Annotated in this window: 20 protein-coding genes and 1 pseudogene; 2 read left to right on the forward strand and 19 right to left on the reverse strand. The window is 71.8% G+C overall.

Annotated features, from left to right (window positions below):
- Positions 1–73: 73 nt before the first annotated feature.
- From ACFZDA_RS14505 to ACFZDA_RS14595, 19 genes and pseudogenes are all read right to left on the reverse strand, one after another.
- Positions 74–1,492: an alkaline phosphatase family protein gene (locus ACFZDA_RS14505; RefSeq protein ID WP_391079995.1), complete on the reverse strand. Its 1,419-nt coding sequence runs from the start codon at positions 1,490–1,492 to the stop codon at positions 74–76.
- Positions 1,489–2,658: a metabolite traffic protein EboE gene (gene eboE, locus ACFZDA_RS14510; protein ID WP_391079997.1), complete on the reverse strand. Its 1,170-nt coding sequence runs from the start codon at positions 2,656–2,658 to the stop codon at positions 1,489–1,491. Before eboE ends, ACFZDA_RS14505 begins: the two co-directional genes overlap by 4 nt.
- Positions 2,659–2,661: 3 nt before the next feature.
- Entirely contained in the window at positions 2,662–3,582 is a 921-nt protein-coding gene (locus tag ACFZDA_RS14515; RefSeq protein ID WP_391079999.1) for a TatD family hydrolase, read from the reverse strand.
- Entirely contained in the window at positions 3,582–4,355 is a 774-nt protein-coding gene (locus ACFZDA_RS14520) for an EboA domain-containing protein (RefSeq protein ID WP_391080002.1), read from the reverse strand. Before ACFZDA_RS14520 ends, ACFZDA_RS14515 begins: the two co-directional genes overlap by 1 nt.
- On the reverse strand, positions 4,352–5,347 hold the full coding sequence (locus ACFZDA_RS14525) for a TIM barrel protein (protein WP_391080005.1): 996 nt from the start codon (positions 5,345–5,347) through the stop codon (positions 4,352–4,354). Before ACFZDA_RS14525 ends, ACFZDA_RS14520 begins: the two co-directional genes overlap by 4 nt.
- On the reverse strand, positions 5,344–6,264 hold the full coding sequence (locus tag ACFZDA_RS14530) for an SCO3242 family prenyltransferase (RefSeq protein WP_391080178.1): 921 nt from the start codon (positions 6,262–6,264) through the stop codon (positions 5,344–5,346). The genes ACFZDA_RS14525 and ACFZDA_RS14530 overlap by 4 nt, the downstream gene beginning before the upstream one ends.
- Positions 6,265–6,410: 146 nt before the next feature.
- Positions 6,411–7,661, reverse strand: coding sequence for an inositol-3-phosphate synthase (locus ACFZDA_RS14535; protein WP_391080008.1), 1,251 nt, complete (start codon positions 7,659–7,661; stop codon positions 6,411–6,413).
- Between the two features lie 85 nt (positions 7,662–7,746).
- On the reverse strand, positions 7,747–11,469 hold the full coding sequence (locus ACFZDA_RS14540; RefSeq protein ID WP_391080011.1) for a ThuA domain-containing protein: 3,723 nt from the start codon (positions 11,467–11,469) through the stop codon (positions 7,747–7,749).
- Between the two features lie 263 nt (positions 11,470–11,732).
- The gene (locus ACFZDA_RS14545) at positions 11,733–12,731 is read right to left on the reverse strand and encodes a TIM barrel protein (protein WP_391080014.1); all 999 of its coding nucleotides are present in this window, start codon (positions 12,729–12,731) and stop codon (positions 11,733–11,735) included.
- Positions 12,732–12,745: 14 nt separating this feature from the next.
- Positions 12,746–13,957 carry a Gfo/Idh/MocA family oxidoreductase gene (locus ACFZDA_RS14550; RefSeq protein WP_391080016.1) on the reverse strand — a complete coding sequence of 404 codons (1,212 nt, stop codon included), beginning with the start codon at positions 13,955–13,957 and terminating at the stop codon, positions 12,746–12,748.
- 58 nt (positions 13,958–14,015) lie between these two features.
- A complete protein-coding gene (locus ACFZDA_RS14555) occupies positions 14,016–15,062 on the reverse strand; it encodes a substrate-binding domain-containing protein (RefSeq protein ID WP_391080019.1) in 1,047 nt (348 codons plus the stop codon).
- Between the two features lie 17 nt (positions 15,063–15,079).
- On the reverse strand, positions 15,080–16,099 hold the full coding sequence (locus ACFZDA_RS14560; protein ID WP_391080022.1) for an ABC transporter permease: 1,020 nt from the start codon (positions 16,097–16,099) through the stop codon (positions 15,080–15,082).
- Positions 16,096–17,613 (reverse strand): ATP-binding cassette domain-containing protein, encoded by a 1,518-nt coding sequence (locus ACFZDA_RS14565; RefSeq protein WP_391080025.1) that lies wholly within the window; start codon positions 17,611–17,613, stop codon positions 16,096–16,098. Before ACFZDA_RS14565 ends, ACFZDA_RS14560 begins: the two co-directional genes overlap by 4 nt.
- 86 nt (positions 17,614–17,699) lie before the next feature.
- Positions 17,700–18,881, reverse strand: coding sequence for an ROK family protein (locus tag ACFZDA_RS14570; RefSeq protein WP_391080028.1), 1,182 nt, complete (start codon positions 18,879–18,881; stop codon positions 17,700–17,702).
- Positions 18,882–19,311: 430 nt separating this feature from the next.
- Positions 19,312–19,491 (reverse strand): annotated as a pseudogene (locus ACFZDA_RS14575) (transposase); the annotation flags it as partial.
- A gap of 396 nt (positions 19,492–19,887) precedes the next feature.
- Positions 19,888–20,565, reverse strand: a complete 678-nt coding sequence (locus ACFZDA_RS14580) for a GntR family transcriptional regulator (protein WP_086563329.1) — start codon at positions 20,563–20,565, stop codon at positions 19,888–19,890.
- Between the two features lie 148 nt (positions 20,566–20,713).
- A complete protein-coding gene (locus tag ACFZDA_RS14585; RefSeq protein WP_391080031.1) occupies positions 20,714–21,652 on the reverse strand; it encodes a beta-ketoacyl-ACP synthase 3 in 939 nt (312 codons plus the stop codon).
- A 155-nt stretch (positions 21,653–21,807) separates the two neighbouring features.
- A complete protein-coding gene (locus tag ACFZDA_RS14590) occupies positions 21,808–21,948 on the reverse strand; it encodes a hypothetical protein (protein ID WP_391080035.1) in 141 nt (46 codons plus the stop codon).
- Positions 21,917–23,248, reverse strand: coding sequence for an MFS transporter (locus tag ACFZDA_RS14595; RefSeq protein ID WP_391080038.1), 1,332 nt, complete (start codon positions 23,246–23,248; stop codon positions 21,917–21,919). The genes ACFZDA_RS14590 and ACFZDA_RS14595 overlap by 32 nt, the downstream gene beginning before the upstream one ends.
- A 230-nt stretch (positions 23,249–23,478) precedes the next feature.
- Here ACFZDA_RS14595 and ACFZDA_RS14600 point away from each other — a divergent pair, with 230 nt between their 5' ends.
- A complete protein-coding gene (locus ACFZDA_RS14600) occupies positions 23,479–24,450 on the forward strand; it encodes a 2-dehydropantoate 2-reductase (RefSeq protein WP_391080041.1) in 972 nt (323 codons plus the stop codon).
- The gene (locus ACFZDA_RS14605) at positions 24,447–26,372 is read left to right on the forward strand and encodes a molybdopterin-dependent oxidoreductase (RefSeq protein WP_391080044.1); all 1,926 of its coding nucleotides are present in this window, start codon (positions 24,447–24,449) and stop codon (positions 26,370–26,372) included. The genes ACFZDA_RS14600 and ACFZDA_RS14605 overlap by 4 nt, the downstream gene beginning before the upstream one ends.
- The last annotated feature ends 6 nt before the right edge of the window (positions 26,373–26,378 follow it).

Genomic DNA, 26,378 nt, shown 5'->3' on the forward strand with positions numbered 1-26,378 from the left:
CTCCTGGTGATCGCGGGGCGTTGTCAGTGGTGAGTGCTTCACTTGTGACCAGTCGGGACTGGGCGTTACGGCCTCAGTCGAGACCGGCGAGTCGGAGCAGCAGTGACTTCACATCGGTGGCCGCGACGCGGTCGCCGACAGCGCGGGGGGTGGAGCAGATGAGGAGCGGACCGTCGTCGTCGCTCGCCGGAAGGCGGCCGTGGCTGCCGCGAATAGGTGAAGGGTCCAGGGGCACGACCGCCATGCGGTAGCGCATGCCGAGTTTCTTGCGCGCCAGCGCGGTGGCCGCCTTGACCTTGACGTAGGGGTCGAGGGGATCCATGAAGAGCTCGACCGGGTCGTAGCCGGGTTTGCGGTGGATCTCGACGAGCTGCGCGAAGTCGGGCGCGCGGGCGTCGTCGAGCCAGTAGTAGTACGTGAACCAGGCGTCGGGTTCCGCCACGGCGACGAGTTCGCCGGCGCGCGGATGGTCGAGGTGGTGGGCCTTCTTGCCCTCGTCGTCGAGGAGTTGACCGATGCCGGGCAGGCCGTCGAGGGCGGCCCGGGTGGCGTCGAGGTCCTCCGGGCGGCGCACATAGACGTGGGCGATCTGGTGGTCGGCGACGGCGAAGGCGCGGGAGGCCATCGGGTCGAGGTACTCCATGCCGTCCTGGGTGTGCACCTCCAGCAGCCCGGCGCGGCGCAGGGCGCGGTTGATGTCGACGGGCCGGTTCACGGGGGTGATGCCGTACTCGGACAGTGCGACGACCGTGCGGCCCTCGCCGCGGGCGTCGTCCAGGAGCGGTGCCAGGGCGGCGTCCAGGTCGGCGGCCGCCTTCAGGGAGCGCGGGTCGTCGGGGCCGAAGCGCTGGAGGTCGTAGTCCAGGTGAGGGAGGTAGCAGAGCGTCAGGTCGGGGTGCCGGGTGCGGATGATGTGGCGGGTCGCGTCGATGATCCACCGGCTGGAGACGAGGTCCGCGCCGGGGCCCCAGAAGTGGAAGAGGGGGAACGTGCCGAGTTTGTCGGTCAGTTCGTCGTGCAGCGCGGCCGGCCTGGTGTAGCAGTCGGGCTCCTTGCGGCCGTCGGCGTAGTAGACCGGACGGGGGGTGACGGTGATGTCGGTGTCGGCGCCCATGGCGTACCACCAGCAGATGTTCGCGACGGTGTAGCCGGGGTGGGCGCGGCGGGCGGCGTCCCAGAGTTTGTCACCGGCCACGAGGCCGTTGTGCTGGCGCCACAGGAGGACGTCGCCGAGTTCGCGGAAGTACCAGCCGTTGCCGACGATGCCGTGCTCCGAGGGCATGGTGCCGGTGAGGAACGTGGACTGGGCGGCGCAGGTGACGGCGGGCAGGACGGTGCCCAGCGGGGCGCGGGAGCCGGACCGGCCGAGCGCCTTGAGGTGGGGCATGTGGTCGAGGAGGCGGGGGGTGAGTCCGACGACGTCGAGGACCAGGAGGGGGGTGGGGCGGTCCGCAGCGGCCGGGTCGGGGCGCTCATGGGTGCCGTGGCTCATGGCAGCTCCTTCAGGCCGAGGTCTGTCAACAGGTCGCGGGCGAGGGCGAGTTCGGCGGCGATGCCCTCGGCGAGCTGGCTGCGGCCGCGGGGGCGCAGCTCGGGCGGGAGGGCCTGCCAGGTGTAGGTCTCGACCTCCAGGTGGCGGGTGAGCGGGGCCGGGCCGCCGACGAGCCGGGTGAGTGCGGTCTTCAGGACCGGGAGTGTGGAGGTGAGGGGTGCGGCGGGGGCCGCGTGCAGGGGGACGTGGAAGTGGGAGCGCCAGGGTGCGCCGTCGGGCAGGGCGTGGCCGGCGACGGCCTCGTCGAGGTCGTCGGTGGCGCGCAGGCCGGCGGCGGTGGCCGTGCGGGTCTGGTGCAGGAAGCGTGGTTCGGCGAAGGCGGCGAGGGCCTCGCGGACCTCGGGCAGATGGGGGTGTTCGGCGTGCAGGGCGGCGGAGAGCTGGGATTTGACGACGGGGACGCGGGCCTCGGTGAGGGCGTCCAGGGCGGTGTGCGGGTCTTCGAAGGAGGTGGCGAGGTGGCAGGTGTCGACACAGATGCCGATGCGGTCGTGGGCGATCGCGGTGAGCGGGGCGATGGCGTCGTGGGTGGTCTCGACGACGCAGCCGGGTTCCGGTTCCAGCCCGACGCGGATGGAGCGGCCGGTCAGCTCCTCGATGGCGTCGAGGCGTTCGGCGAGGGTGAGCAGGGCGCCGCGGGCGGTCTTCGCGCGTTCGTCGTCGTACGCGGTGCGCCAGGCGAGGGGGAGGGTGGAGATGGTGCCGTCGCGGACGTCGTCGGGCAGGAGCCCGGCGAGGAGGCGGGCCAGGGCGGTGGTGTGGTCGAGGCGTTCCGGATCGGCCCAGTCCGGCTTGTAGACGCGGTACTTGACCTCTTCGGCGCCGAAGCCCTCGTACGGGAAGCCGTTGAGGGTGACGACCTCCAGGCCGCGCCGGTCGAGTTCGGTGCGCAGGCCGCGCAGTGCGGACGGGTCGGTGTCGAGGGCGTGGGCGGCGCCCCTGGCGAGCCAGAGCCCGATGCCGAGCCGGTCGCGGCCCAGGCGGCGGCGGACGGGTTCGCAGTGGTCGCGGAGCTGCGCGAGGACACCGTCGAGGGTCTCGGCGGGGTGGACGTTGGTGCAGTAGGCGAGGTGGACGGTGGAGCCGTCGGGGTGGCGGAAGCGCATGGGTCACGCTCCCGCGGCGGGGACGCGGGCCGGCTCGTCGCCGTCTCCTGGGCCGGGGTCCGGGTCCCCCGGGTCCTTCGGGACGCCGCGGAGGATGGAGTTGCCCTCGTGGGTGGCCTCCGTGCCGGTGACGTCGAGGTTCAGGCGGCCGCTGAGCCCGTAGAAGGCGACGGGGTTGCGCCACAGCACCTGGTCGACGTCGTCCTCGCCGAAGCCCTCGGCCAGCATCAGGTCGCCGACCTTGCGGGTCTTCAGGGGGTCGCTCTTCCCCCAGTCCGCGGCGGAGTTGACCAGGACCTGCTCGGTGCCGTGGGCGCGCAGGATCGCGATCATCCGCTCCTCGTCCATCTTGGTGTCCGGATAGACGGAGAAGCCCAGCCAGCAGCCGCTGTCCTTGGCCTCCTTGACGGTGGTCTCGTTGAGGTGGTCGACCAGGACGCGTTCGGGGGGCAGCGCGGACTCCCGGACGACGTCGAGGGTGCGGCGCAGACCGGCGAGCTTGTCGCGGTGCGGGGTGTGCACGAGGGCGGGCAGCCCGTGGTCGGCGGCGAGCTGGAGCTGGGCGGCGAGGGCGGCGTCCTCGGCGGGAGTCATGGAGTCGTAGCCGATCTCGCCGACGGCCACGACGTTGTCCTTGACGAGATACCGGGGCAGTGCGTCGAGGACGGGCACACAGCGCGGGTCGTTCGCCTCCTTGGGGTTGAGCGCCAGCGTGCAGTGGTGGGCGATGCCGTACTGGGCGGCGCGGAACGGCTCCCAGCCGAGGAGGGAGTCGAAGTAGTCGAGGAAGGAGGCGGGCGAGGTGCGGGGCTGGCCGAGCCAGAAGGAGGGCTCGACGACGGCGCGGACACCGGCGGCGTACATGGCCTCGTAGTCGTCCGTGGTGCGGGACGTCATGTGGATGTGGGGGTCGAAGATGCGCATCAGGACTCCTTGCCGTGGGGGTGGTCCGTGCCGGGGGCCGGGGTCACGGACTCGGTCAGGTCCAGGACGCGGTACAGGTCCTCGGGGACGGTGCGGCCGGCGGCGGTGCGTTCGGCCGCGTAGTCGCCCAGCATGCGGGCGAGTTCACCGTCGCCCCGGGCACGCCGGGTCAGGTCGGCCACGTGGTCGAGGGGGACGCCGGTGAACAGGCACTTCAGCACGGCGTGCCGCCAGTCGTGCGGGGCCAGGTGCCGGGCGGCGTACGGGCCGACGGCGGCGGCGAGGAGCCGTGTGTCGTTGGTGCGCAGGGCGTCCTCGACGAGCGGGAGGGCGCCGGGGCCGTCGACGAGGTGGGGCAGGGCGTGCAGGACGGCGCGGCGTTCGTCGGCGGTGCCCTGGAAGTACACCCGGGTCAGGGCGTCGGTGTCGGCACGGGCCGCGTCGAGGACGAGGACGCGTGCGGCGTCGGCATACGCGGCACCGCAGCGCCGCCCGGCCTCGGCGAGGCGCAGTTCCCACGCGGAGATGGGCCCGTGGGTGCCGGGGTGGGCGGCGGCCTCGTCGAGGGCGTGCTCGAGCCAGGCGCGGGCGGCGGGGTCGAGGTGGGCGGTGAGGTGGCGGCGGAGGTCGTCCAGGGAGGGGGTGAGGGCCGTGTCGAGGGTGGGGCGGGGGGTGTGGGTGCTGTGGGTCTGGGTGTCCTGGGTGTTTCCGGTGTCCTGGGCGTCCTGGAAGCCGTCGGTTCTCGCCGCTGGTGGGGTGCGGGGGTGGGTCATGGGGTGCTGCTCCCTTCAGGGGCGGTGGAGGGAGCGCCGTGGGGTGGCGCGGCCTGCTGGTGGGCCGGGGCGGGGTGCGGCGGGGCTGTGGCCGCGGTCCGCTCGGCGTGGCGGAGGAACGGGAGGGAGTGTCCGGCGTAGTGCGGGCCGGCGTGGGAGTGGCGGGGCAGTTCGACGACGGTCAGGCCCTGGTAGCCGCTGGCGGCGAGGGCCGCCAGGACCGGCGGGAAGTCGATCTCCCCGTCCCCGAAGGGGAGGTGCTCGTGGACACCGCGCCGCATGTCCTCGATCTGGACGTGCCGCAGCCACGGGGCGGCGGCGCGCACGCAGTCGGCGGGAGAGAGGGGTTCGAGGCACTGGCAGTGGCCGATGTCGAGGGTGAGGCCGAGAGGTTGGGGGTCGCCGAGGATGCGGCGGAGGTGGTGGAAGTCGGACAGGGTGGCGAGGAGGTGCCCCGGTTCGGGCTCGACGGCGAGCGGGACGCCGGTGGACGCGGCGGCGTCCAGGACGGGCGTGAGGCTCTCGGCCAGGCGCTTCCACGCGGTGTCCGTGTCGGTGCCCTCCGGGACGATCCCGCTGAAGCAGTGGACCGCGTGGGCACCGAGGTCGGCCGCCACCCGCACGGCCCGCAGGAGGAGGCCGACGCGGCGGGCCCGGTCGCCGGGATCCGGGTCCAGCAGGGACGGGCCGTGTTTGCGGCGCGGGTCGAGCACATAGCGGGCGCCCGTCTCCACGGTGACACCCAGTCCGAGCGCGTCCAGCCGGTGCGCGACCCGGCGGGTGCGGGCGGCGAGGCCGGGGGCGAGCGGGTCGAGGTGCATGTGGTCGAGGGTCAGCCCGACGCCGTCGTATCCGAGGTCGGCGAGAAGGCGGAGTGCGTCGTCCAGCCGGAGATCGGCGAGGCCGTTGGTGCCGTAGCCGAAGCGGAGGGAAGGGAGGGCCGGCCCCGTGAGGGTGGCTTGGCTGCCTGAGGATCGGGCGTCGGAGCTCATGTGACGCTCACCTTCTTCGCGAATCTCGCTCCGAGCGGGGTGAGGGCCGCGATGAGGAGGGCGGTGGACGTGCCCCGGGAGCGGGCGGTCAGGGTGGCCTGGAGGGGGATCGTGGCGCGGATGCCGGCGCCGACTGCTCGCTGGGTGAGAGGAGGTGAGGGATTGAGGGCGGCGTGGAAGTAGGGGCGGGCGGCGGTCGCGGCGTAGGCGGCCGCGAGGGCGGTGGTGAGGTGTGCCGCGGGCTGCCGGCCCGGTTCAGGGCGTCGGGGACGGGAGGACGGCAGGCCCGACAGGCCCGGCGGGCCCGGCAGGACTGGGGCGGCTGCTTCCCGGCGGCCTTCCGGGAGACGTCCGGGGCGGTGTGTCACCAGGCGGGTCAGCAGGGCCGTCGTCGCGAGCGCCGCCAGGGGAGCCAGAGGTGAGCCGCCGCGGGCCTCCTGGCGGGAGACCGTCGTGACGGCCAGGGTGTGGGTGCCGAGGAGGGCGGCGGAGGGCAGGGCCTGGCGGGTATGGCCGGTGGTGGCCGCGGCTCCCAGGAGCAGGTCGAGTCCGCGGGCCGCGCCCATGGCCACGGGACCGGCGGGGGTGTGCTTCAGGGTCAGGTCGTACGCCCAGACGGTCGCCGCCAGGGGCGCGGCGACGGCCAGGGCCGGGCGGCCGGCGCGGGCGGCCAGGGCCAGTCCGGCTCCGGTGAGGGCGCAGGCCGCGGTGAGCGCGGCGGCGGGGCGGATGCGGCCGGAGGGCAGGGGGCGGTGGGGGCGTTCGACGGCGTCCACCTCGCGGTCCGCCCAGTCGTTGAGGGCCATGCCGGCCTCGTACAGACAGAGGGAGGAGCCGATGGCGAGCAGGGTGCGGGCGTTGGGCGGTGCGCCTGCGGCGGCCGTGCCGGCGAGTGCGTCGCCGGGCACGCTGAACAGGGCCGGGAGACGGAGGAGTTCAGCCCAGGCTCGTGCGCGGGCCGGGCGGCCGGTGCCGCCCGTGCATCCCGTGCCGCCGGCGTGCCCTCCGGAAGGCGTGTCCCCCGTACTGCCCGAGCCGCCACGCGGACGTCGGCGCCGCCGCGTCACCGGAGGCCCTCCGTCCCGTTGGTCCGCTCTGCCGGACCGGGTTCGCCAGCCTCTCCGGCGCCCTGAAGGAGCCTCGCGCCCTCCCCCGGCCCCGCCGGCCGCGGTGTCCCCGGTCCCGTCGCCCCCGCTCCCCGAAGCCTCCCGGCGAAGCCGATCAGTGCCTCGTACTGCTCGGCCAGGCCCGACGGCGCGTCCCCCACCGGGTCCTTGAAGTAGAAGGCGAGGGCGTCCAGCGGGCCGGACAGGCCCGCCTCGTGGGCCCGGGCGGCCAGGCGGGCGAGGTCGAGGACGAGGGGAGCCGCCAGGGCGGAGTCGCAGCCCTGCCAGGTGGTCTGGAGGACCATGCGTGTGCCGAGGAAGCCGTCGAAGGCGATGTGGTCCCAGGCGGTCTTCCAGTCGCCGAGGGCGGGGACGTCGTCGATGTGGGTCTCGCCCTGGGGGGTGGTGCCGAGGGTGTCGGCGAGGACGCGTTCCTTGCCGGCGTTCTTGGCCGCCGCGGCGGCCGGGTCGGCCAGTGCGGCGCCGTCACCGCCGCCGAGCAGGTTCGTACCGGACCAGGCGCGGACGGTCAGGGCCCGCTGGGCGAACATCGGGCCGAGAACGGAGCGCAGCAGGGTCTGGCCGGTCTTGCCGTCGCGACCGGCGTACGGCATGCCGCTCTCTTCGGCCTCGCGGGCGGCGACGGGGTGGTGCATGCCCTCGGAGGGGGTGAAGTTGACGTAGGGGCAGCCGGCGCGCAGGGCGGCCAGCGCGTACAGGGTGCTGGCCGGCAGCGGGGCGTCGGCCCCCTGGCAGGCGGGTTCGGTGGAGGCGACGTTCACCACCACGGCCCGCTCCAGTTCATGGCGGTGAAGGAAGTCGCGGATGTCGTCGGCGAAGGCCGTGATCAGTTGGGCCTCGCTCCTGGTGTCCCCCGCAGTAGGGCCTCCGGGCCTGATCTCCCGGTCGGCGGCGGCGAGTTCGGCGGCGACCGCGGTGGCGAGGCCCGGGGGGAGGACGCCGCCGGTGGTCAGGGTCTCGGCGCGTTTGGGCAGGGGGCAGTCGACGGTGTCGTGGCCGCCGAAGACGAGGTCGGACAGCGCGGGCAGACCGCTGTCGGTGAACGCCGGTGTTTCGGTCACCATGCCGGTGGGCGGGTGCAGCCCCGCGGCGACGGCGGTGCACCCCGTGACGACGGTGGTGGCGACGGAGCCACGGGCTCCGATCAGCCACACCCCCACACGCGGTCGGGAGAGGGACGCGGACATGGGCAGCCTCCTGATCGTGCGAACCCGAGGGGGGGAGGGAGGGAAGACGGCGGGCGGGGGTCCGGCGTCCCCCGCCCGCCGCCGTTCAGTCGCCCGTGACGGGCAGTTCCTTCAACTGGATGTTGCGGAAGGAGACCTGATCGTCGGCGCCATGGTTCTGCAGGCCGATGTAGCCGTCGGTCAGGCTCCGCTGGGGGTCCTTGTTGGTGAAGTCGTTGATCTTGACTCCGTTGAGGAACACCTGGAGGCGTTCGCCCTGGACCTTGATCTCGTAGGAGTTCCACTGGCCCGGCGGCCGCAGGACCTGGTCACGGGCCTTGATGTTCGCCGACTTGAAGGAGTACACGGAGCCCGTGGTGCGGTCGGGTGTGTCCGTGGCGTCGATCTGGATCTCGTAGCCCTTGTTCACCGCGGACCACGGGTCGTCGGAGGCGGGGAAGCCCACGAAGATCCCGGAGTTGTCGTCGCCCCGCATCTTCCAGTCGAGCTTGAGGGAGTACGACTTCAGCTCCTTGGCCTGGTACCAGAGCAGGCCCATGCCGCCCTCGGACTCCAGGGTGCCGTCCTTGACGTTGAACGTGCCGGGGCCGGCCTGCTTCCAGCCGTCCAGGGTCTGGCCGTTGAAGATCTTCCGGTAGTCCTTGCCCGGCTTGCAGTCCGCCTTCACCTGGCCGGTGGCGTACTGCAGGCCGCCGAGCAGATGGGCGCGGAAGGCCTCGTCGGCGTAGGACTCCTTGGTGTGGCCGCCGCCGGTGTAGAAGGACCGGCCTCCGCCGTAGCTCTGGCACCAGGCGATCGGGTGGTCGCCCTTCATGGTGCCGCCCTGGTACGTGGTCTCGTCGAGGGTGGCGAGGACCTTGGCCTTCCCACGCGGGTTGGTGCGGTAGTTGTACCACTCGTCGGTGCGCTCCCAGGCGTCGCCCAGGTGCGCGGTCGACGGATGGTCGTGGTCCTCGACGCGGACGGTGGCCTTCTGGATGGCCGGGTGCGAGTCGAAGTACGCGCCGACGAGGCCGCCGTAGAACTCCCAGTCGTACTCGGTGTCGGCGGCGGCGTGGATGCCCATGTAGCCGCCGCCGTTCTTGACGTAGTTCTCGAACGCCTGCTGCTGCTCGGCGTCGAGGATGTCGCCCGTGGTGGACAGGAAGGCCACCGCGTCGTACTTGGCGAGGTTGGTGGTGGTGAACTGCTTGGCCTCCTCGGTGGCGTCCACCGTGATGCCGGCCGGGCCGCCCAGCTCCTTGAGGGCGGCGATGCCGGCCGGGATGGAGTCGTGGCGGAAGCCGGCGGTCTTGGAGAACACCAGGACCTTCTTGCCGCCCTTGAACGGCTCCTTGGAGAACTCGAAGTCGTCCAGGTCGAACAGCGCGCCCTCGCCGCCCTTGAAGACCAGGTAGATGTCCGTGGTCTTCTTGGGCAGCGACCGCAGCGGCACGTCGACGTTCTGGAAGGTCTCCCAGCCACCGGTCGGCGGGATGTACGCCGAACCGTGCAGCGGACCGTCGGGCGAGCCGGTGCGCAGCTCGACGAAGCCGCCGGCGCCGCCGGAGGAGGCCCGCACGGTCAGCTTCTTCTGCCCGTCGAACCGGTAGGGGGTGAAGGAGATCCAGTCGCCGTCGTGGATGTCGCCGACGGTCTTGCCGCCGTTGGCCCCGGTCTTCTCGACCACCGACACGCCCGACTGGGTGGTGAAGTGCTCGCCCTGGCGGTGCGGCGGCTGGAGCACGGTGCGGGCGGTGCCGGTCAGGTCCTCCTGGCCGTTCGCCCCGCCGTCGGTGTAACTGGCGCCGACGACGCCGTAGATGTCGCCGTTGGGGTCGTGGCCGCCGTCACCGGCGGGCGGCTTCAGAGTGCCCTCGCAACCCATCTCGCTGGTCAGCTCGTGGGCATGGGAGTCGTGGCCGAGGCTGTAGACGACCTTGACCTTGGAGCAGTCGATCGTCTCCTCGGGGTCGGTGACGGTCACCTTGAACGGGACGGGCTTGCCGAATTCGGCCAGGGTGCCGTTGCCGGGGACGTCGATCCTCACCTTGGGCTCGGTGTTGCCGACCACGATCCGGACGCTGGCGTTGCCGGTGTTGCCCTCGGGGTCCTTGGCGGTGAAGGTGGCGCTGTAGGTGCCGGCCTTCTTGTACCTGTGGGTCGGGTTGAGGCCCTCGCCCTTGGTGCCGTCGCCGAAGTCCCAGCTGTAGGTGAGGTCCGGGGAGTCGGCGTCCTTGGCGGAGCCGGTGAACCTGACCTTCAGGCCGGCCGCGCCGGACGTCTTGTCGGCGGTCGCCTCGGCGATCGGCGAGAAGCCGTCCTCGGCGTTCTCGATCCGGTACAGCGCGGAGTTCTCGTCGCCCTGGAACCAGGAGACGCCGTAGTCGAGGACGTAGAGCGCGCCGTCGGGGCCGAACTCCATGTCCATGATCTGGGTGCCGGTCCAGGGGAAGTCGTTGATCTTCGCGACGGAGCCGTCGTCGTTCTGCTCGATCCGCTTGATCCAGCGGCGGCCGAACTCACCGGCGAAGAAGTCGCCGTCGTACGCCTCGGGGAACTTCACGCTGGAGTCGAGCTCGGGATCGTAGCGGTAGACCGGGCCGGCCATCGGGGACTCGGAGCCGGTGCCGAACTCGGGCAGGGAGCCGTCGTCGTAGGGGATCCAGGCGGCCTGCGCGGGCGGCAGGTCGACCAATCCCGTGTTGTGCGGCGAGGTGTTCTTCGGAGCGTCGCAGTCGAACTTCTCGCCGGACTCCTTGGTGGCGAAGTCGTAGTCGACGTAGGCGTCGTTGTCACCGGTGCAGAAGGGCCAGCCGAAGTTGGCCGCCTTGGTCACCTTGGCGAACTCGACCTGTCCTGCCGGGCCGCGCTTGGGGTCGGCGGCGCCCGCGTCGGGGCCGTAGTCGCCGACGTACACGATGCCGGTCTTGTCGTCGACGCTCATCCGGAACGGGTTGCGGAAGCCCATCGCGTAGATCTCGGGACGGGTCTTCTCCGTGCCCGGGGCGAAGAGGTTGCCCTCCGGGATCGTGTACGAGCCGTCCTCGGCGACCTTGATGCGGAGGAGCTTGCCGCGCAGGTCGTTGGTGTTGGCGGCGCTGCGGCGGGCGTCGAAGGCGGGGTTGCGGCCCTCACGGTCGTCGATGGGCGTGTAGCCGTCGGAGGAGAAGGGGTTGGTGTCGTCTCCGGTCGACAGGTAGAGGTTGCCGTCCGCGTCGAAGTCGATGTCGCCGCCGACGTGGCAGCAGATGCCCCGGGAGGTGGCGACGTCCAGGACCTTCTTCTCGCTGGCCATGTTGAGCGTGCCGTTGGCGTTGAGGACGAAGCGGGAGAGGCGGTTGACGCCGTCGAACTTCTTGAAGTCGTCGGCGGTGCCGTTCTCCGGGGCATCGCCCACGGGGGTGTCGAGCGGCGGGGCGTAGTAGAGGTAGATCGCCCGGTTGTTCTTGAAGTCCGGGTCGATGCCGACGCCCTGGAGGCCTTCCTCGTCGTGGCTGTAGACGGGGATCCTGCCGGCGATCTTGGTGACGCCGCCCTGGTCGGTGAGGCGCAGCGTGCCGTCGCGCGCGGTGTGCAGGACGCTGCGGTCCGGGAGCACGGCGAGCGACATCGGCTCGCCCGTCTCGTGTGCGCCCTTGGCGAGCGGCACCTGCTGGAACTGGCCTTCCGCCGCTACGGGTTCGTCCTGTTCCGCTTGGCCGGGCTGGGCGCCGGCGACGGTGGCGGGGGTGCCCACGGCCAGCAGCAGGCCGGTGAACAGGGCGGCGGCGGTGCGAAGCCTGGGACGCCTGGGGGTGCGGGCGCTTGTCTGTCTGGTTCTGTGCACGAAGTCCCTCCGGGAACGGGATGGGCCGTACGGAACGGGTGCGAAGACGTGCGGTGCGGGCGCCGGGGTGCGCCGTCACCCCGGACATACGTGTGTCTTGAACACTTCAAGGACGGTAACCGCGTCCGTCCGGGGCGAACACCCCTTGGATCAGGATGAGTTGACCTTTTTCCAAGCACCGGACAAAGCAGGATCCGGGCAGGTCGGAGGGGGGACCGGCGGTGGAACCGGCCCCCGTCGCCGACCAGCGCCCCGTGCGTGGTTCAGCTGTTGAACGCGGCGTCGAAGGACGCGCTGGGCGGCTCGAAGTCGAACGCCTTGAGGCGGTTCAGCGCCTCGGGCGCGCCCTGGAGCCGGTCCATGCCGGCGTCCTCCCACTCGACCGAGACCGGGCCCTGGTAGCCGATGGAGCGCAGCATCCGGAAGACGTCCTCCCACGGGACGTCGCCGTGCCCGGCGGAGACGAAGTCCCAGCCGCGCCTGGGGTCGCCCCAGGGCAGGTGCGAGCCGAGCCGGCCGTTGCGTCCATCGAGGCGCTTGCGGGCCTCCTTGCAGTCGACGTGGTAGATGCGGTCGCGGAAGTCCCAGAGGAAGCCGACCGGGTCGAGGTCCTGCCACACGAAGTGCGAGGGGTCGAAGTTCAGGCCGAACGCGGGGCGGTTCCCGACGGCCTCCAGGGCCCGCTGGGTGGTCCAGTAGTCATAGGCGATCTCGCTGGGGTGGACCTCGTGGGCGAACCGCACGCCCTCCGCGTCGAAGACGTCCAGGATCGGGTTCCATCGGTCGGCGAAGTCCTGGTAGCCGCGCTCGATCATCGCCTCGGGGGCGGGCGGGAACATGGCGACCAGGTGCCAGATGGCGGAGCCGGTGAAGCCGATGACGGTGTCGACGCCGAAGGCCGCAGCGGCACGCGCGGTGTCCTTCATACGGTCCGCGGCCCGCTGCCGGACCCCTTCCGGGTCCCCGTCGCCCCACACCTCACCCGGCAGGATCGCCTGGTGGCGTTCGTCGATGATGGCGTCGCAGACGGCCTGGCCGGCCAGGTGGTTGGAGATGGCCCAGCACTTGAGGCCGTACTTGTCGAGCAAGGCCCGGCGGCCGTCGAGGTACCCAGGGTCGGAGAGTGCCTTGTCGACCTCGAAGTGGTCGCCCCAGCAGGCGAGTTCGAGGCCGTCGTAGCCGAAGTCGCGGGCGAGGCGGCAGACCTCCTCCAGCGGCAGGTCGGCCCACTGACCGGTGAACAGCGTGAACGTACGCGGCATGCGCGTCAGCCTCCTCAGACCGCGATCGGCGTGTAGACGGAGTTCTTCTCTGCGCTCTCCTCCACGGCGGCGAGCACGCGCTGCACCTGGAGCCCGTCGGCGAAGGAGGGTTCGGGGCTGCGGCCCTCGGCGATGGCGTGGACGAGGTCGCGGGCCTGGTGGACGAAGGTGTGCTCGTAGCCGAGGCCGTGGCCCGGCGGCCACCAGGCGTCCAGGTAGGGGTGGTCGGGTTCGGTGACGAGGATGCGGCGGAAGCCGGCCTCCGCACCGGGTTCGGTGCCGTCGTGGAAGGACAGCTCGTTGAGCCGCTCCAGGTCGAAGGCGAGCGAGCCGCGCTCCCCGTTGAGTTCGATGCGCAGGGCGTTCTTGCGGCCGGTGGCGTAGCGGGTGGCCTCGAAGGAGGCGAGGGCGCCGGAGGGGAAACGAGCCGTGAACAGGGCGGCGTCGTCCACGGTGACCTCCCCGGTGCCGGCGGACGAGACGGCGGACAGGCCGCTCGTGGCGCCGGTGGGCAGGGGCCGCTGCCGTACGAAGGTCTCCGTCAGCGCGGAGACGCCCGCCAGCCGCTCCCCCACGAGGTACTGCGCGAGGTCGATGATGTGCGCGCCCAGGTCGCCGAGCGAGCCGGATCCGGCCTGCTCCCTGCGCAGCCGCCAGGTCAGCGGGAACTGCGGGTCGACCAGCCAGTCCTGGAGGTACGTCACGCGCACGTGCCGCAGTGCGCCCAGGCGGCCCTCGGCGACCATGCGGCGGGCCAGGGCGGTGGCCGGTACCCGGCGGTAGTTGAAGCCGACCATGGCCACCTGCCCGCGCCGGTGGGCCTCTTCGGCGGCCCGCACCATCGCGGTGGCTTCCTCGACGGTGTTGGCGAGGGGCTTCTCGCACAGGACGTGCTTGCCGGCCGCGAGGGCGGCCAGGGCGATCTCGGCGTGGCTGTCGCCGGGGGTGCAGATGTCGACGAGGTCGATGTCGTCGCGTTCGACGAGGGCACGCCAGTCGGTCTCGGTGGACGCCCAGCCGTGGCGGTCGGCCGCCGCCCGTACGGCGGTGGTGTCCCGGCCGCAGATCACGGCCTGGACGGGGTTCAGCGGCAGGTCGAAGACACGGCCGGCGGTGCGCCAGCCCTGGGAGTGGGCGGCGCCCATGAAGGCGTAGCCCACCATCCCCACGCGCAGGGGTGGCTTGCCTGCCTCGGTCCCATCTGACTGCGCTTGCGGCTGTCCCATACGGGTGTCCTCCTCGTCCTGGTCGGGTGGCGCACGTGGGGGGTGCGGGCGGAGCCTGTCACCGGAAGCCGGTGGGCATGTACTGGTCGACGTTGGTCTTGTCGACGACGGCCGAGTAGAGCGTGATCGACGACGGGATCTCGAACTCGGCCAGGCCGCCGATGCCCTTGCCCTGGCCGAGGGCGCGGGCGAGGTCGATCGCGGAGGCGGCCATGGTCGGCGGGTAGAGGACGGTCGCCTTCAGCACGCCGTCGTCCTGCTTGATGGCCTGGAAGGCGGACAGGGCGCCCGCGCCGCCGACCATCAGGAAGTCGTCGCGCCCGGCCTGCTCGATGGCGCGCAGCGCGCCCACGCCCTGGTCGTCGTCGTGGTTCCACAGGGCGTCGAACGTCGACTGGGCCTGGAGCAGCTGGGCCATCTTGGCCTGCCCGGACTCGACGGTGAACTCGGCGGCCTGGCGGGCGACCTTCTTGATGTTGGGGTAGTTCTTGAGGGCGTCGTCGAAGCCCTGGGTGCGCTGCTTGGTCAGCTCCAGGTTGTCCAGGCCGGCCAGCTCGATGACGCGGGCGCCCGACTTCCCCTTGAGCTTCTCGCCGATGTAGTGGCCGGCGTTGAGACCCATGCCGTAGTTGTCGCCGCCGATCCAGCAGCGGTAGGCCTGCGGGGTGTTGAAGATGCGGTCGAGGTTGACGACCGGGATGCCCGCGCGCATCGCCTTCAGCCCGACCTGGGTGAGGGCCTTGCCGTCGGCGGGCAGCACGACCAGCACGTCGACCTTCTTGTTGATGAGGGTCTCGATCTGGCCGATCTGCTGGGCGGTGTCGTTGGAGCCCTCGGTGATCTCCAGGGTGACGTCGGAGTACTTCTCGGCGCGGCTCTTGGCGTTGTCGTTGATGGCGTTGAGCCAGCCGTGGTCGGCCTGCGGTCCGGCGAAGCCGATGGTGACCTGCTTGCCGGGCTTGTCGTCGGCGGCCGGCTGGTCGTTCCCGGCCGGCTCCTCCTTGGAGTCGGAGGGCTCGTTGCTCGTGCAGCCCGTGAGGAGGGCACCGGCGGAGACGGCGGCGGCCCCGAAGAGCAGTCCTCTGCGGCTCGTGATCTCGGTCATGGCGGTGAACCCTTTCCTCAGGTCGTGCTCGCGGTACGGCGCTGGACCAGCACGGCGGCGACGATGATCGCGCCCTTGGCGATCTGCTGGACGTCGCTCTGCAGGTTGTTCAGGGCGAAGATGTTGGTGATCGTGGTGAAGATCAGGACGCCCAGCACGGAGCCGGTGATGGTGCCCCGGCCGCCGGTGAGCAGGGTGCCGCCGATGATGGCGGCGGCGATGGCATCGAGTTCGTAGAGGTTGCCGTTGGTGTTCTGGCCGGAGCCGGACAGGACGATCAGCAGGAAGGCGGCGATGCCGCAGCACAGCCCGGACAGCAGGTAGAGGTAGAGCCGCTGGCGGCGGACGTCGATGCCGGCGAGCCGGGCGGCCTCCGGGTTGCCGCCGACGGCGACCGTGCGACGGCCGAAGGTGGTGCGGTTGAGCACCAGCCAGCCGATGACCGTCACGACGGCGAAGACCAGCACCAGGGGCGGGACGCCGAGGACGTAGGCGTCGCGTTCGCCCAGGTCGAGGACGGAGGGCACGGTGACGATCTGCGTCTTGCCGTCGGTGATCTGCAGGGCGAGGCCGCGGGCGGAGGCCAGCATGGCGAGGGTGGCGATGAACGGCACCATCGCGCCGTAGGCGATGAGCACCCCGTTGACCAGGCCGCAGCCGACTCCGACGACGACCGCCGTGAAGAGGATGCCGGCGAAGCCGTACTCCTGGGTGGCCACCGTGGTCGCCCATACGGAGGCGAGGGCGACGATGGCGCCGACGGACAGGTCGATGCCGCCGGAGACGATGACGAAGGTCATGCCGACGGTGACGACGCCGATCACGGACGCCTGGGTGAGGACGAGTTGCAGGTTGCGGGTGTCGAGGAACTCGTCGGGCTTGGTGATGCCGCCGATGAGGACCAGCGCGGCGAGCACGCCGAGCAGGGAGAGGGTGCGGACGTCGGTGCGGGCCAGCAGGCCGCGCCAGGCCGTGGGCCGGGCCTGGGGCACCTTGTCGGTGGTGCTGTCCCGCGGCGGGGAGACGGGCTGCGTCATGACGCCGGACTTCCTTCCATGACCAGGTCGAGTACGCGGTGTTCGTCGAGTTCGCGCGCGGGCGCCGTGTGGACGACACGGCCCTCGCGCAGCACCAGGACGCGGTCGGCGAGGCCGAGCACCTCGGGCACCTCGCTGGAGACCAGCAGCACGGCCAGGCCTTCGTCGGCCAGCCGGCGGACGACCGCGTAGAGCTCGGCGCGGGCGCCGACGTCGACGCCGCGGGTGGGTTCGTCGAGCAGCAGCACCTTGCAGCCGCGCAGCAGCCAGCGGGCCAGGACGGCCTTCTGCTGGTTGCCGCCGGACAGGGTGCGCACCGGCACGGACGGGTTGTCGGGCCGCAGCGACAGCTCGCGGGTCGCGGCCCGGGCGGCACCGAGTTCGGCTCCCCGGTCGATCCAGCCGCCGCGCGAGAAGCGGGACATGGAGGAGACCGACACATTGCGGGTGACGGACTCCAGCATCAGCAGGGCCTGCGCCTTGCGTTCCTCGGGCGCGAGCCCGAGCCCGGCCCGGACGGCGGCCCGGACGCTGCCCGGCCTCAAGGGCCGCCCTCCCACCAGCACCTGACCGGACGTCGGCTTCCTGGCGCCGTAGACGGTCTCCAGGATCTCGGAGCGGCCCGAGCCGACGAGTCCGGCGAGGCCGACGATCTCGCCCGGCCGTACCTCCAGGTCGAGGGGCTCGAACTCGCCGGCCCGGGACAGGCCCCGGACGGTGAGCACCGGTTCGCCGGGCGGCGGGGAGGCGGGCCGGTCGGGAAAGACGTACTCGACGTTGCGGCCCGTCATCAGCGCGACGACCTCACGGGTCGGGGTCGTCTTCGCCGGCAGTCCGTTCGCCACGGCCCGCCCGTCCTTCAGCACCGTCACCCGGTCGCCGATGCGCCGGATCTCCTCCAGGCGGTGCGAGATGTAGACGACGGCGACACCGGCGGCGGTGAGGGCACCGACGATACGGAACAGGTTGTCGACCTCGTCCGGGTCGAGGGCGGCGGACGGTTCGTCCATCACGATGAGCCGCACGTCGTGGGAGAGCGCCCGCGCCATGGACACGATCTGCTGTTGTGCCGCCGACAACTCCCCGACAAGCCGGGCCGGGTCGATCTCGGCGTGTCCAAGTCGCTTGAGCAGGGCGGATGTCGACTCTTTCGCGGCCTTCCCCCGGACGACGAACCCGGCGGTGGTCGGCTCGTGGCCCAGATGGACGTTCTCGGCGACCGACAGGTGCTCCACCAGGTCGAGTTCCTGGTAGATGGTGGCGATGCCGAGGCGCATGGCGGCGATCGGCGAGCGGAGTGTGACCGCCTCGCCGCGCCAGCGGATCTCGCCGGTGTCGGGCTGGTGGGCGCCGGCCAGGACCTTGATGAGGGTGGACTTCCCGGCGCCGTTCTGGCCGAGCAGGCAGTGCACCTCACCGGCCTGGACGTCGAGGTCGACGCCGTCGAGGGCCCGGACTCCGGGGAACGACTTGGTGATGCCGGACATACTGAGCAGCGGTGGTTCTGGTGCCATGAGGTCCCCTTGGCGGGCGTGCGGGCCGGTTTCAGGGCAGGGCGAAGCAGGGCGCTGTGCTGGTACGCCGTACGGAACTGAGTTGCTTACGCGGGTGAGAACAGGTGGTCGCTGATGAGCCGGGCCGCGCCGGTGACTCCGGCGGCGGGGCCCAACTCGCCCAGGACGATGGGCAGGTTGCCGGTCGCGAGGGGCAGGGACTGGCGGTAGACCTGGGTGCGGATCGCGGCGAGCAGGGTGTGGCCGAGGCCGGTCACCCCGCCGCCGATCACCACCAGGCCGGGGTTGAAGAAGCTGACCAGGCCGGCGATGACCTGGCCGGTGCGGTTGCCGCCCTCGCGGATCAGGTCGAGTGCGGTGGCGTCGCCGGCGGCGGCCGCGGCGGCGACGTCGACGGCGGTGAGGCCGCCGTTGGTCTCCAGCCGGGAGGCCAGTTCGGCGGAGAGCCCCTGCTGGGCGGCCTCCGTGGCGTCGCGGGCGAGGGCCGCCCCGCTGAAGTGGGCTTCCAGGCAGCCCCGGTTGCCGCAGGCGCAGGGGTGGCCGTCGGGCACGGCCTGGATGTGCCCGATGTCGCCGGCGCTGCCCGTCGTGCCGCGGTAGACCTCACCGCCGACGACGATGCCGCAGCCGATGCCCGTGCCGATCTTGACGCAGAGGAAGTCGGCGACGGTGCGGGCGACGCCCGCGTGCTGCTCCCCCATCGCCATGAGGTTCACGTCGTTGTCGACCATGACCGGGCAGCCGAGTTCCTGGCTGAGCGCCTCCCGCACGGGGAAGCCGTCCCAGCCCGGCATGATCGGCGGGGCCACCGGGACGCCCTCGGGGAAGCGGACCGGGCCCGGGACGCCGATGCCGGCGCCGTCGAACCCCTCCGCGAGCCCCGACGCCTTCAGCTTGGCGGCCATGGCCAGGACCTGCTCGAAGACCGCGACCGGGCCCTCGCGCACGTCCATGGGGTGGTTGATGTGCCCGAGCGTCTCCAGTTCGGCGTTGGTGACGGCGACGTCGACCGAGGTCGCGCCGATGTCGACGCCGAGGAAGCGCAGCCCGGGGTTGAGCCGGATGTTGTGGGAGCGGCGGCCGCCGCGCGAGGCGGCGAGTCCGTCGGCCACGACCAGCCCCGTCTCCAGCAGCCGGTCCACCTCCACGGCGAGCTTGGACCGCGAGAGGTCGACCTGGTCGCCCAGCTGGGCCCGGGAGTTGGGGCCGCCGTCGCGCAACAGCTTGAGCAGTCGGGCCTGGTGGGCGTTTCCGGGTCGTGCGGTCATACGTCTCACGAGCCCCTCCCCGCCTCAGTCGGCCTGTGCGCGCCGGGTTTCCCGCCACCTCGTGGCTTGCTTTCGGAGGGAACGTAGCAGCGGCTGCCGAAGGTGGGAAGAAGTAGCGCAGGAATTGCGCTCGACTTTTTCCACTCACAGGACAAAGACGAGGGGCGCGGGCCTTGCCTCGCGAGTGATCGACCGCCGACGCGGCCCGGTCGGCGCCGCGCTCGCCTGGGCCCCGGAGCTGTGCACGGCAGGCGGCGCCCTGCACGGCCGTGCCCTGATGACGCTCCCCGACACCTCCGGCGTGGTCTGCGCGTCCACCGGCGGTCGGCCAAGAGCGTCGCAGGCGAGGGGGTGGAGTCCACCGACACCAGCCAATCGATATGCCGGGAGCATCCGCCTGCGCCTGGGCGGCCCGGAGCATTCGCTCGAAGGTGCCGTCCAAGGCCCACCGCCGGAAGCGGGTGTGCAGCGCGGCCCACGGGCCGTACCGCTCGGGCACATCCCGCCAAGCGGTTCCGGTGCGGAACTTCCACACCGGAACCTGCCGCGCGTCCCAGACTCGGACCGGGGCGTGCTCCAGCGGCTGCGGGGCCGGGTCGGCGGCGGGCAGGGCGTGGGCAGCACCGTCACCCGGGCGGGGGCGGGCTCGGTAGCGGCGGCCGGGTCAGCAGCCGTCGGGGCCGCGGTCCCGGCGCGGGCAGGGACGGCGGCCTCGCGCTGGGCCGTCAGCCACGCCCACCGGCGTGGCCGCGGTCCCGGCGCGGGCAGGGACGGCGGCCTCGCGCTGGGCCGTCAGCCACGCCCACCGGCGGGCCCTCGCCTCTGCCTTGGTGCGACGACCTGGCGCAGCCGCCGCTCCACCTCCGTGCGCCGTCGCGTGTCGGAGGCGGAGGGCAGCTCCGAACCGACTGCGGCCGCGACCTGGTGTCGCCGGTACCGGTGGCCACCAGAGGTCCTGGTGGGCCGGACGACGCAGACCCGGGCGGTGTTGACGGCCGGCTGAGGCCTACGAACCCGTACGCGCGTGGTACGACCGCCTCGTGTGCTCAGTGTGTTCGCGCATCAGGTGGGTGGCCCGCTGTTCGTCGCGGTCGGTGATGGCGGCGATGAGCGCGCGGTGTTCGATCCAGGACTGGTGGCCCCGCTGGCGGGCGACCGGCGTGTAGTACCAGCGGACGCGGCGGTCGACCTGGGCGGCCAGTTCGGCGAGGACGGCGTTGCCGGCGAGCTCCATGATCTTGGCGTGGAAGCGGGCGTTCATCGCGACGGCCCCGTCCACGTCGTCGGCCTCGACGGCCTTCTCGCCCTCGGCGCACAGCGCTTCCAGGGCGGCGATGCCGGCCTTGTCCGCGCCCGCCGCGGCGAGCCGGGCGGCCTCGGCCTCCAGGAGCGTACGGACCGTGAGGAGCTGGTCGGCCTCCTCCTCCGTCGGCTCGTGGACGAACGCGCCCTGGGCGGGGCGCAGATCGACCCAGCCCTCGGTGTTGAGCCGCTGCAACGCCTCGCGCACCGGCTGCCGGGAGACTCCCAGATGCCCGGCGAGTTCGCTCTCCACGAGGTGCTGGCCGGGCTGGAGGGCACGGGTGGTGATGAGTTCGAGCAGCGCCTCGTAGACACGGTCGCGCAGCGGACCCGGGCGTTCCAGCTTGGGTACCGCCCCTTGGGGCAGGCCTGTCGACAGCATCGCGGTCCCCCTCCTCGGCAGGGCCGTGCACAGCGCGGCGGACGCCGGTGTCGCCGTAGCGTCAGTATCGATTGTCTTTCGTCTACAGTCTACGGCGCACAGGAGCCAGGACTTCGGCGAGTTGACCGCGTCACATCGCGGCGCGGCCTCACGGGCAGCGGACGACCTGCCCCGCGTACGACAGGTTCCCGCCGAAGCCGAACAGCAGGACCGGGTCGCCGGTGCCGATCGCACCCTGTTCGACCAGCTTGGACAGGGCGAGCGGGATGCTCGCGGCCGATGTGTTGCCGGACTCCGTGACATCGCGCGCGACGACCGCGTTCACGGCGCCGATCTTCTCCGCGAGGGGTTCGATGATGCGCAGATTGGCCTGATGCAGTACGACCGCCGCGAGGTCCGCCGGCTGCAGCCCGGCCCGTTCGCACGCCCGCCGCGCGATGGGGGGCAGCTGTGTCGTGGCCCAGCGGTAGACGCTCTGCCCCTCCTGCGCGAAACGCGGCGGCGTGCCCTCGATCCGCACGGCGTTGCCCATCTCGGGCACCGAACCCCACAGCACCGGCCCGATGGCGTGCTCGTCGGCGGCCTCGACGACCGCGGCGCCCGCTCCGTCACCGACGAGCACGCAGGTCGTGCGGTCGCTCCAGTCGGTCACGTCGGACATCTTGTCGGCCCCGATGACCAGGGCCCGGCTCGCGCCCCCCGCCCGGACGGCGTGGTCGGCGGTGGCCAGGGCGTGGGTGAAACCGGCACACACCACGTTGAGGTCCATGGTGGCGGCCTGCGGGACGGCGAGCCGGGCCGCGACCCTGGCGGCCATGTTGGGCGAGCGGTCGACGGCGGTGGAGGTGGCGACCAGCACCAGGTCGATGTCGGCCGGGGCCAGCCCGGCCGAGGCGAGGGCCTTGGCGGCGGCGTGGGCGGCCAGCTCGTCGACGGGTTCGTCGGGACCGGCGATGTGACGGGTGCGGATGCCCACCCGGCTCCTGATCCACTCGTCACTGGTGTCCACCAGGTCCGCCAGGTCCTCGTTGGTGAGCACCTTGGCGGGCTGGTAGTGGCCGACGGCGGCGATGCGCGAGCCGTTCATGTGGGCGGTCCCCCTCGTTGGAACGCGGGCAGCGGGATCCACCAGTCTGATCAATGACTCACGGGTACGACGGCAGGCAAGGCGACAGGAAACAGGTGCCCGCGTTGTCAGCTTCGGTCAGGACCTCGGACGACCGAGCACCTGTCGCCTGGCGCCTAACCGGTGAACAGCTGGGTCGCCTTGCGGACCAGCTCGTACAGCCCGTAGGCGAGCGGCAGGCCCACCCACACCCAGGCGAAGGCGATCAGCCACCGCCGGTTGGGGCTAGGCGGACTCTGACTGCTGTCGCTGGACATGCGCGGCCTCCTTCGGTGCCGGGACGTGATGACGCGGGTCGACGGGCCGGACGAGTTCGTTGGCGACGAAGCCGACGACGAGCAGGCCGATCATGATGACGAACGACAGACCGTACAGGGACGCGCCGTGCCGGCCCGCCTCCTCCTGCCGGTCGGCGATCCAGTTGACGATGAGCGGCCCGAGCACGCCCGCCGTGGACCAGGCGGTGAGCAGCCGCCCGTGGATGGCACCGACCTGGTAGGTGCCGAACAGGTCCTTCAGATACGCCGGTACGGTCGCGAAGCCGCCGCCGTAGAAGGACAGGATCACCAGCGCGCACAGGACGAACAGCGGCTTGGAGGAGTCGCCGAACAGGGCGATGAGCGCGTACATCAGCGCGCCGACGCCCAGGTAGACGCGGTAGATGTTCTTGCGGCCGATCAGGTCGGAGGTCGACGACCAGCCGATGCGGCCGGCCATGTTCGCCGCCGACAGCAGCGCGACGAAGCCGGCGGCGGCCGTGACCGACACGGGTGTGGAGGACTCCGCGAAGAAGTCCGTGATCATCGGGGCGGCCTTCTCCAGGATGCCGATGCCGGCGGTGACGTTCATGCAGAGCACGATCCACAGGAACCAGAACTGCGGGGTGCGGATGGCCTGGTTCGCGGAGACCTGCGGGCCGGTGAGGACACTCGGCCCGCTCTCCACAGGCTTCTCGGTGCGAGGCACCCGAACCAGCAGCACACCCAGCAGCATGAACACGGCGTACGACAGCCCGTGCACCAGGAAGGCCAGAGCGATCCCGGAGCTGTCGCCGCCGAAGGACTCCAGCATCTGCGCGGACCACGGCGAGGCGATCAGCGCCCCGCCGCCGAAGCCCATGATGGCGATGCCGGTGGCCATGCCGGGCCGGTCCGGGAACCACTTGATCAGGGTGGAGACGGGTGAGATGTAGCCGATGCCGAGGCCGATGCCGCCGACGAAGCCGTAGCCGAGGACGATCAGCCAGTACTGCTCGGTGGCCGCGCCCAGCGCGGAGAGCAGGAAGCCGGACGAGAAGCAGACCAGGGCGACGGTCATCGCCCAGCGCGGGCCGTTGCGCTCGACGAGCGTGCCGCCGAACGCGGCGGACAGGCCCAGCATGACGATGCCCAGCTGGAAGGGCAGCGCGCTCTGCGTGCCGCTGAGGCCGAGCGCGGACTCCAGGGGCGGCTTGAACACGCTCCAGGCGTAGGCCTGGCCGATCGAGAGATGTACGGAGAGAGCGGCGGGCGGAACGAGCCAGCGGCTCCAGCCCGGGGGCGCGACTGGGGGACTCATGAACCCGGAACCGTAGGCATTCCCACAGCAGTTGAGAAGGCGGCGCGTCGACCGTATGCGGTGAGCGGTATCCAGCATGCGCCGAACGGTCATCGCACGGACCCTTGCTGACCCTCCGTCCATACTGTAGACAATATTCCGTCGACACAAGCCGGACGGCAGTCACCGGACGGTAGTCACCCGACGGCAGTCACCTCCGCGGTATCCCTCAAACCGAACGGAGTGTTCCCGTGAAAGTCGCAGTTCTCGGCGCCGGTGCCATCGGCGCCTACGTCGGCGCCGCGCTCCACCGCGCGGGCGCCGATGTGCATCTCATCGCCCGTGGACCGCATCTGGCGGCCATGAGGCAGCACGGAGTCCGGGTGCGCAGCCCGCGCGGCGACTTCACCGCGCACCCCCACGCGACCGACGACCCGGCCGAGGTCGGCCCGGCCGACTACGTCTTCCTGGGCCTGAAGGCCAACGCGTACGCGGCGTGCGGGCCGCTGATCGCGCCGTTGCTGGGCGACACGACGGCGGTCGTGGCCGCCCAGAACGGCATCCCCTGGTGGTACTTCCACCGGCACGGCGGCCCCTACGACGGCCACCGCGTCGAGAGCGTGGACCCGGACGGCGCGGTCAGTGCGGTGCTCGCGCCCGAACGGGCCATGGGATGCGTCGTCTACGCGGCGACCGAGCTCGAAGGGCCGGGTGCCGTCCGGCACTTGGAGGGCACGCGGTTCTCGATCGGCGAGCCCGACCGCAGCGTGTCCCGGCGGTGCGTGGCGTTCAGCGAGGCGATGCAGGCGGGCGGGCTGAAGTGCCCGGTCGAACCGGAGTTGCGGGCCGACATCTGGCTCAAGCTGCTCGGCAACATCTCCTTCAACCCGATCAGCGCGCTGGCCCGCGCGACCATGCGGCAGATGTGCCTGCACGGCGGCACCCGCAGGGTCATCGAGATCATGATGACCGAGACGCTCGCGGTCGCGAACGCCCTCGGCTGCCAGGTCGGCGTCTCCATCGAGCGCCGGCTCGCGGGCGCCGAGCGGGTCGGCGACCACCGGACCTCCACGCTCCAGGACCTGGAGCGCGGCAAACCGCTCGAACTCGACGTGCTCCTCGCGGCGGTCGTCGAGCTGGCGGACATCACCGGCGTCCAGGTGCCCACGCTGCGCACCGTGCACGCCATCTCGGACCTGCTCGCGCTGAGGAGCGCCGCATGAGCAAACGCGATCGAACCCCGAAGACCTACACCCGGCTCACCCACCCGCTGGTGCGGGACGCGCGCGACGAGCCCTTCCGCCGGGCGAGCTGGGAGGAGGCCCTGGACCGGGCGGCCCGGGGCCTGGCACGCAACCGCGGCGCGTTCGGCATGTTCTCCTGCGCCCGGGCCACGAACGAGATGAACTACGTCGCCCAGAAGTTCGCCCGGGTCGTCATGGGCACCAACAACGTCGACTCCTGCAACCGCACCTGCCACGCCCCGAGCGTGGCGGGCCTGTCTGCGGCGTTCGGCTCGGGCGGCGGGACGTCGTCGTACGAGGAGATCGAGCACACCGACGTCATCGTGATGTGGGGCTCCAACGCCCGCTTCGCCCACCCGATCTTCTTCCAGCACGTGCTGAAGGGCATCAGGAACGGCGCCCGGATGTACGCGGTCGATCCGCGCCGGACGTCGACCGCCGAGTGGGCGGAGAGCTGGCTCGGCCTCGACGTCGGCACGGACATCCCGATGGCGCACGCGATCGGCCGCGAGATCATCCACGCGGGTCTCGCGAACGAGGCGTTCATCGAGCGGGCGACCACCGGCTTCGAGGAGTACAAGGCGCTGGTCGAGCCGTGGACGCTGTCGCTCGCCGAGAAGGTGACGGGCGTTCCGGCCGTCGCCATCCGCGAGCTGGCGCACGCCTACGCCCGCGCCGAACGCGCCCAGTTGTGCTGGACGCTCGGCATCACCGAGCACCACAACGGCACGGACAACGTCCGCGCCCTGATCAACCTGTCCCTGCTCACCGGGCACGTCGGCCGCTACGGCTCCGGCCTGCAACCCCTGCGCGGGCAGAACAACGTGCAGGGCGGCGGCGACATGGGCGCGATCCCCAACCGCCTGCCCGGCTTCCAGGACGTCCTCGACCCGGACGTCCGGCTGAAGTTCGAGTCGGCCTGGGACACCGTCATCCAGCCCCACTACGGGCTGAACCTCACCGAGATGTTCGAGGCGATGGAGGACGGCACGCTCAAGGCCGTCTACTGCGTCGGCGAGAACCCGGCACAGTCCGAGGCCGACAGCGAGCAGGCGGTACGGCGGCTGAAGGCACTCGACTTCCTCGTCGTGCAGGACATCTTCCTCACCAGGACGGCCGAGCTCGCGGACGTCGTCCTGCCGGCCACCGCCGGCTGGGCGGAGACCGACGGCACCACCACCAACAGCGAGCGGCGTGTGCAGCGCGTCCGCAAGGCCGTCACCCCGCCCGGCGAGGCCCGCGAGGACATCGACATCATCTGCGCCCTCGCGGCCCGCCTCGGACACGACTGGAAGTACGCCGACGCCGAGACCGTGTGGAACGAACTCCGGTCGGTCTCCCCCGACCACTACGGCATGACGTACGCGCGTCTGGAGGAGCACCAGGGCATCCAGTGGCCGTGCCCCAGCACCGACGGGCTCGAACCGACGTACCTGCACGGCCGGTTGTGGGAGCCCGACCCCGCCGAGCGCGGCCCGCTCGCGCCCTTCGGGATCGTGCGGCACGACCCGCCCGTGGACCTCACCGACGAGGAGTACCCGATCCGGCTCACCACCGGGCGGCGTCTCGACTCCTACAACACCGGTGTGCAGAGCGGCGGTTACGCCTCGCCGCTCAGGCGCGGCGAGTACATCGAGCTGAGCCCGGAGGACGCCGAGCGCTACGGGGTGGTGGTCGGCGAGCAGGTGCAGGTCACCTCGCGACGCGGGTCGGTGACCGCGCCCGTGTGGGTGGACCCCGCGCTGCGGTCCGGGCTCGCCTTCATGACCATGCACTTCCCCGACGAGGTGGACACCAACGCGCTGACGATCGAGGCGAACTGCCCGATCGCGGGGACGGCGGAGTTCAAGGCGTCGGCGATCCGGATCGAGAAGCTGCCCATCGCGACCATCGTGGGGTGACGCACT

Origin of the sequence: Streptomyces sp. NPDC007991, from assembly GCF_042958445.1 — a bacterium.
Lineage (GTDB): Bacteria > Actinomycetota > Actinomycetes > Streptomycetales > Streptomycetaceae > Streptomyces.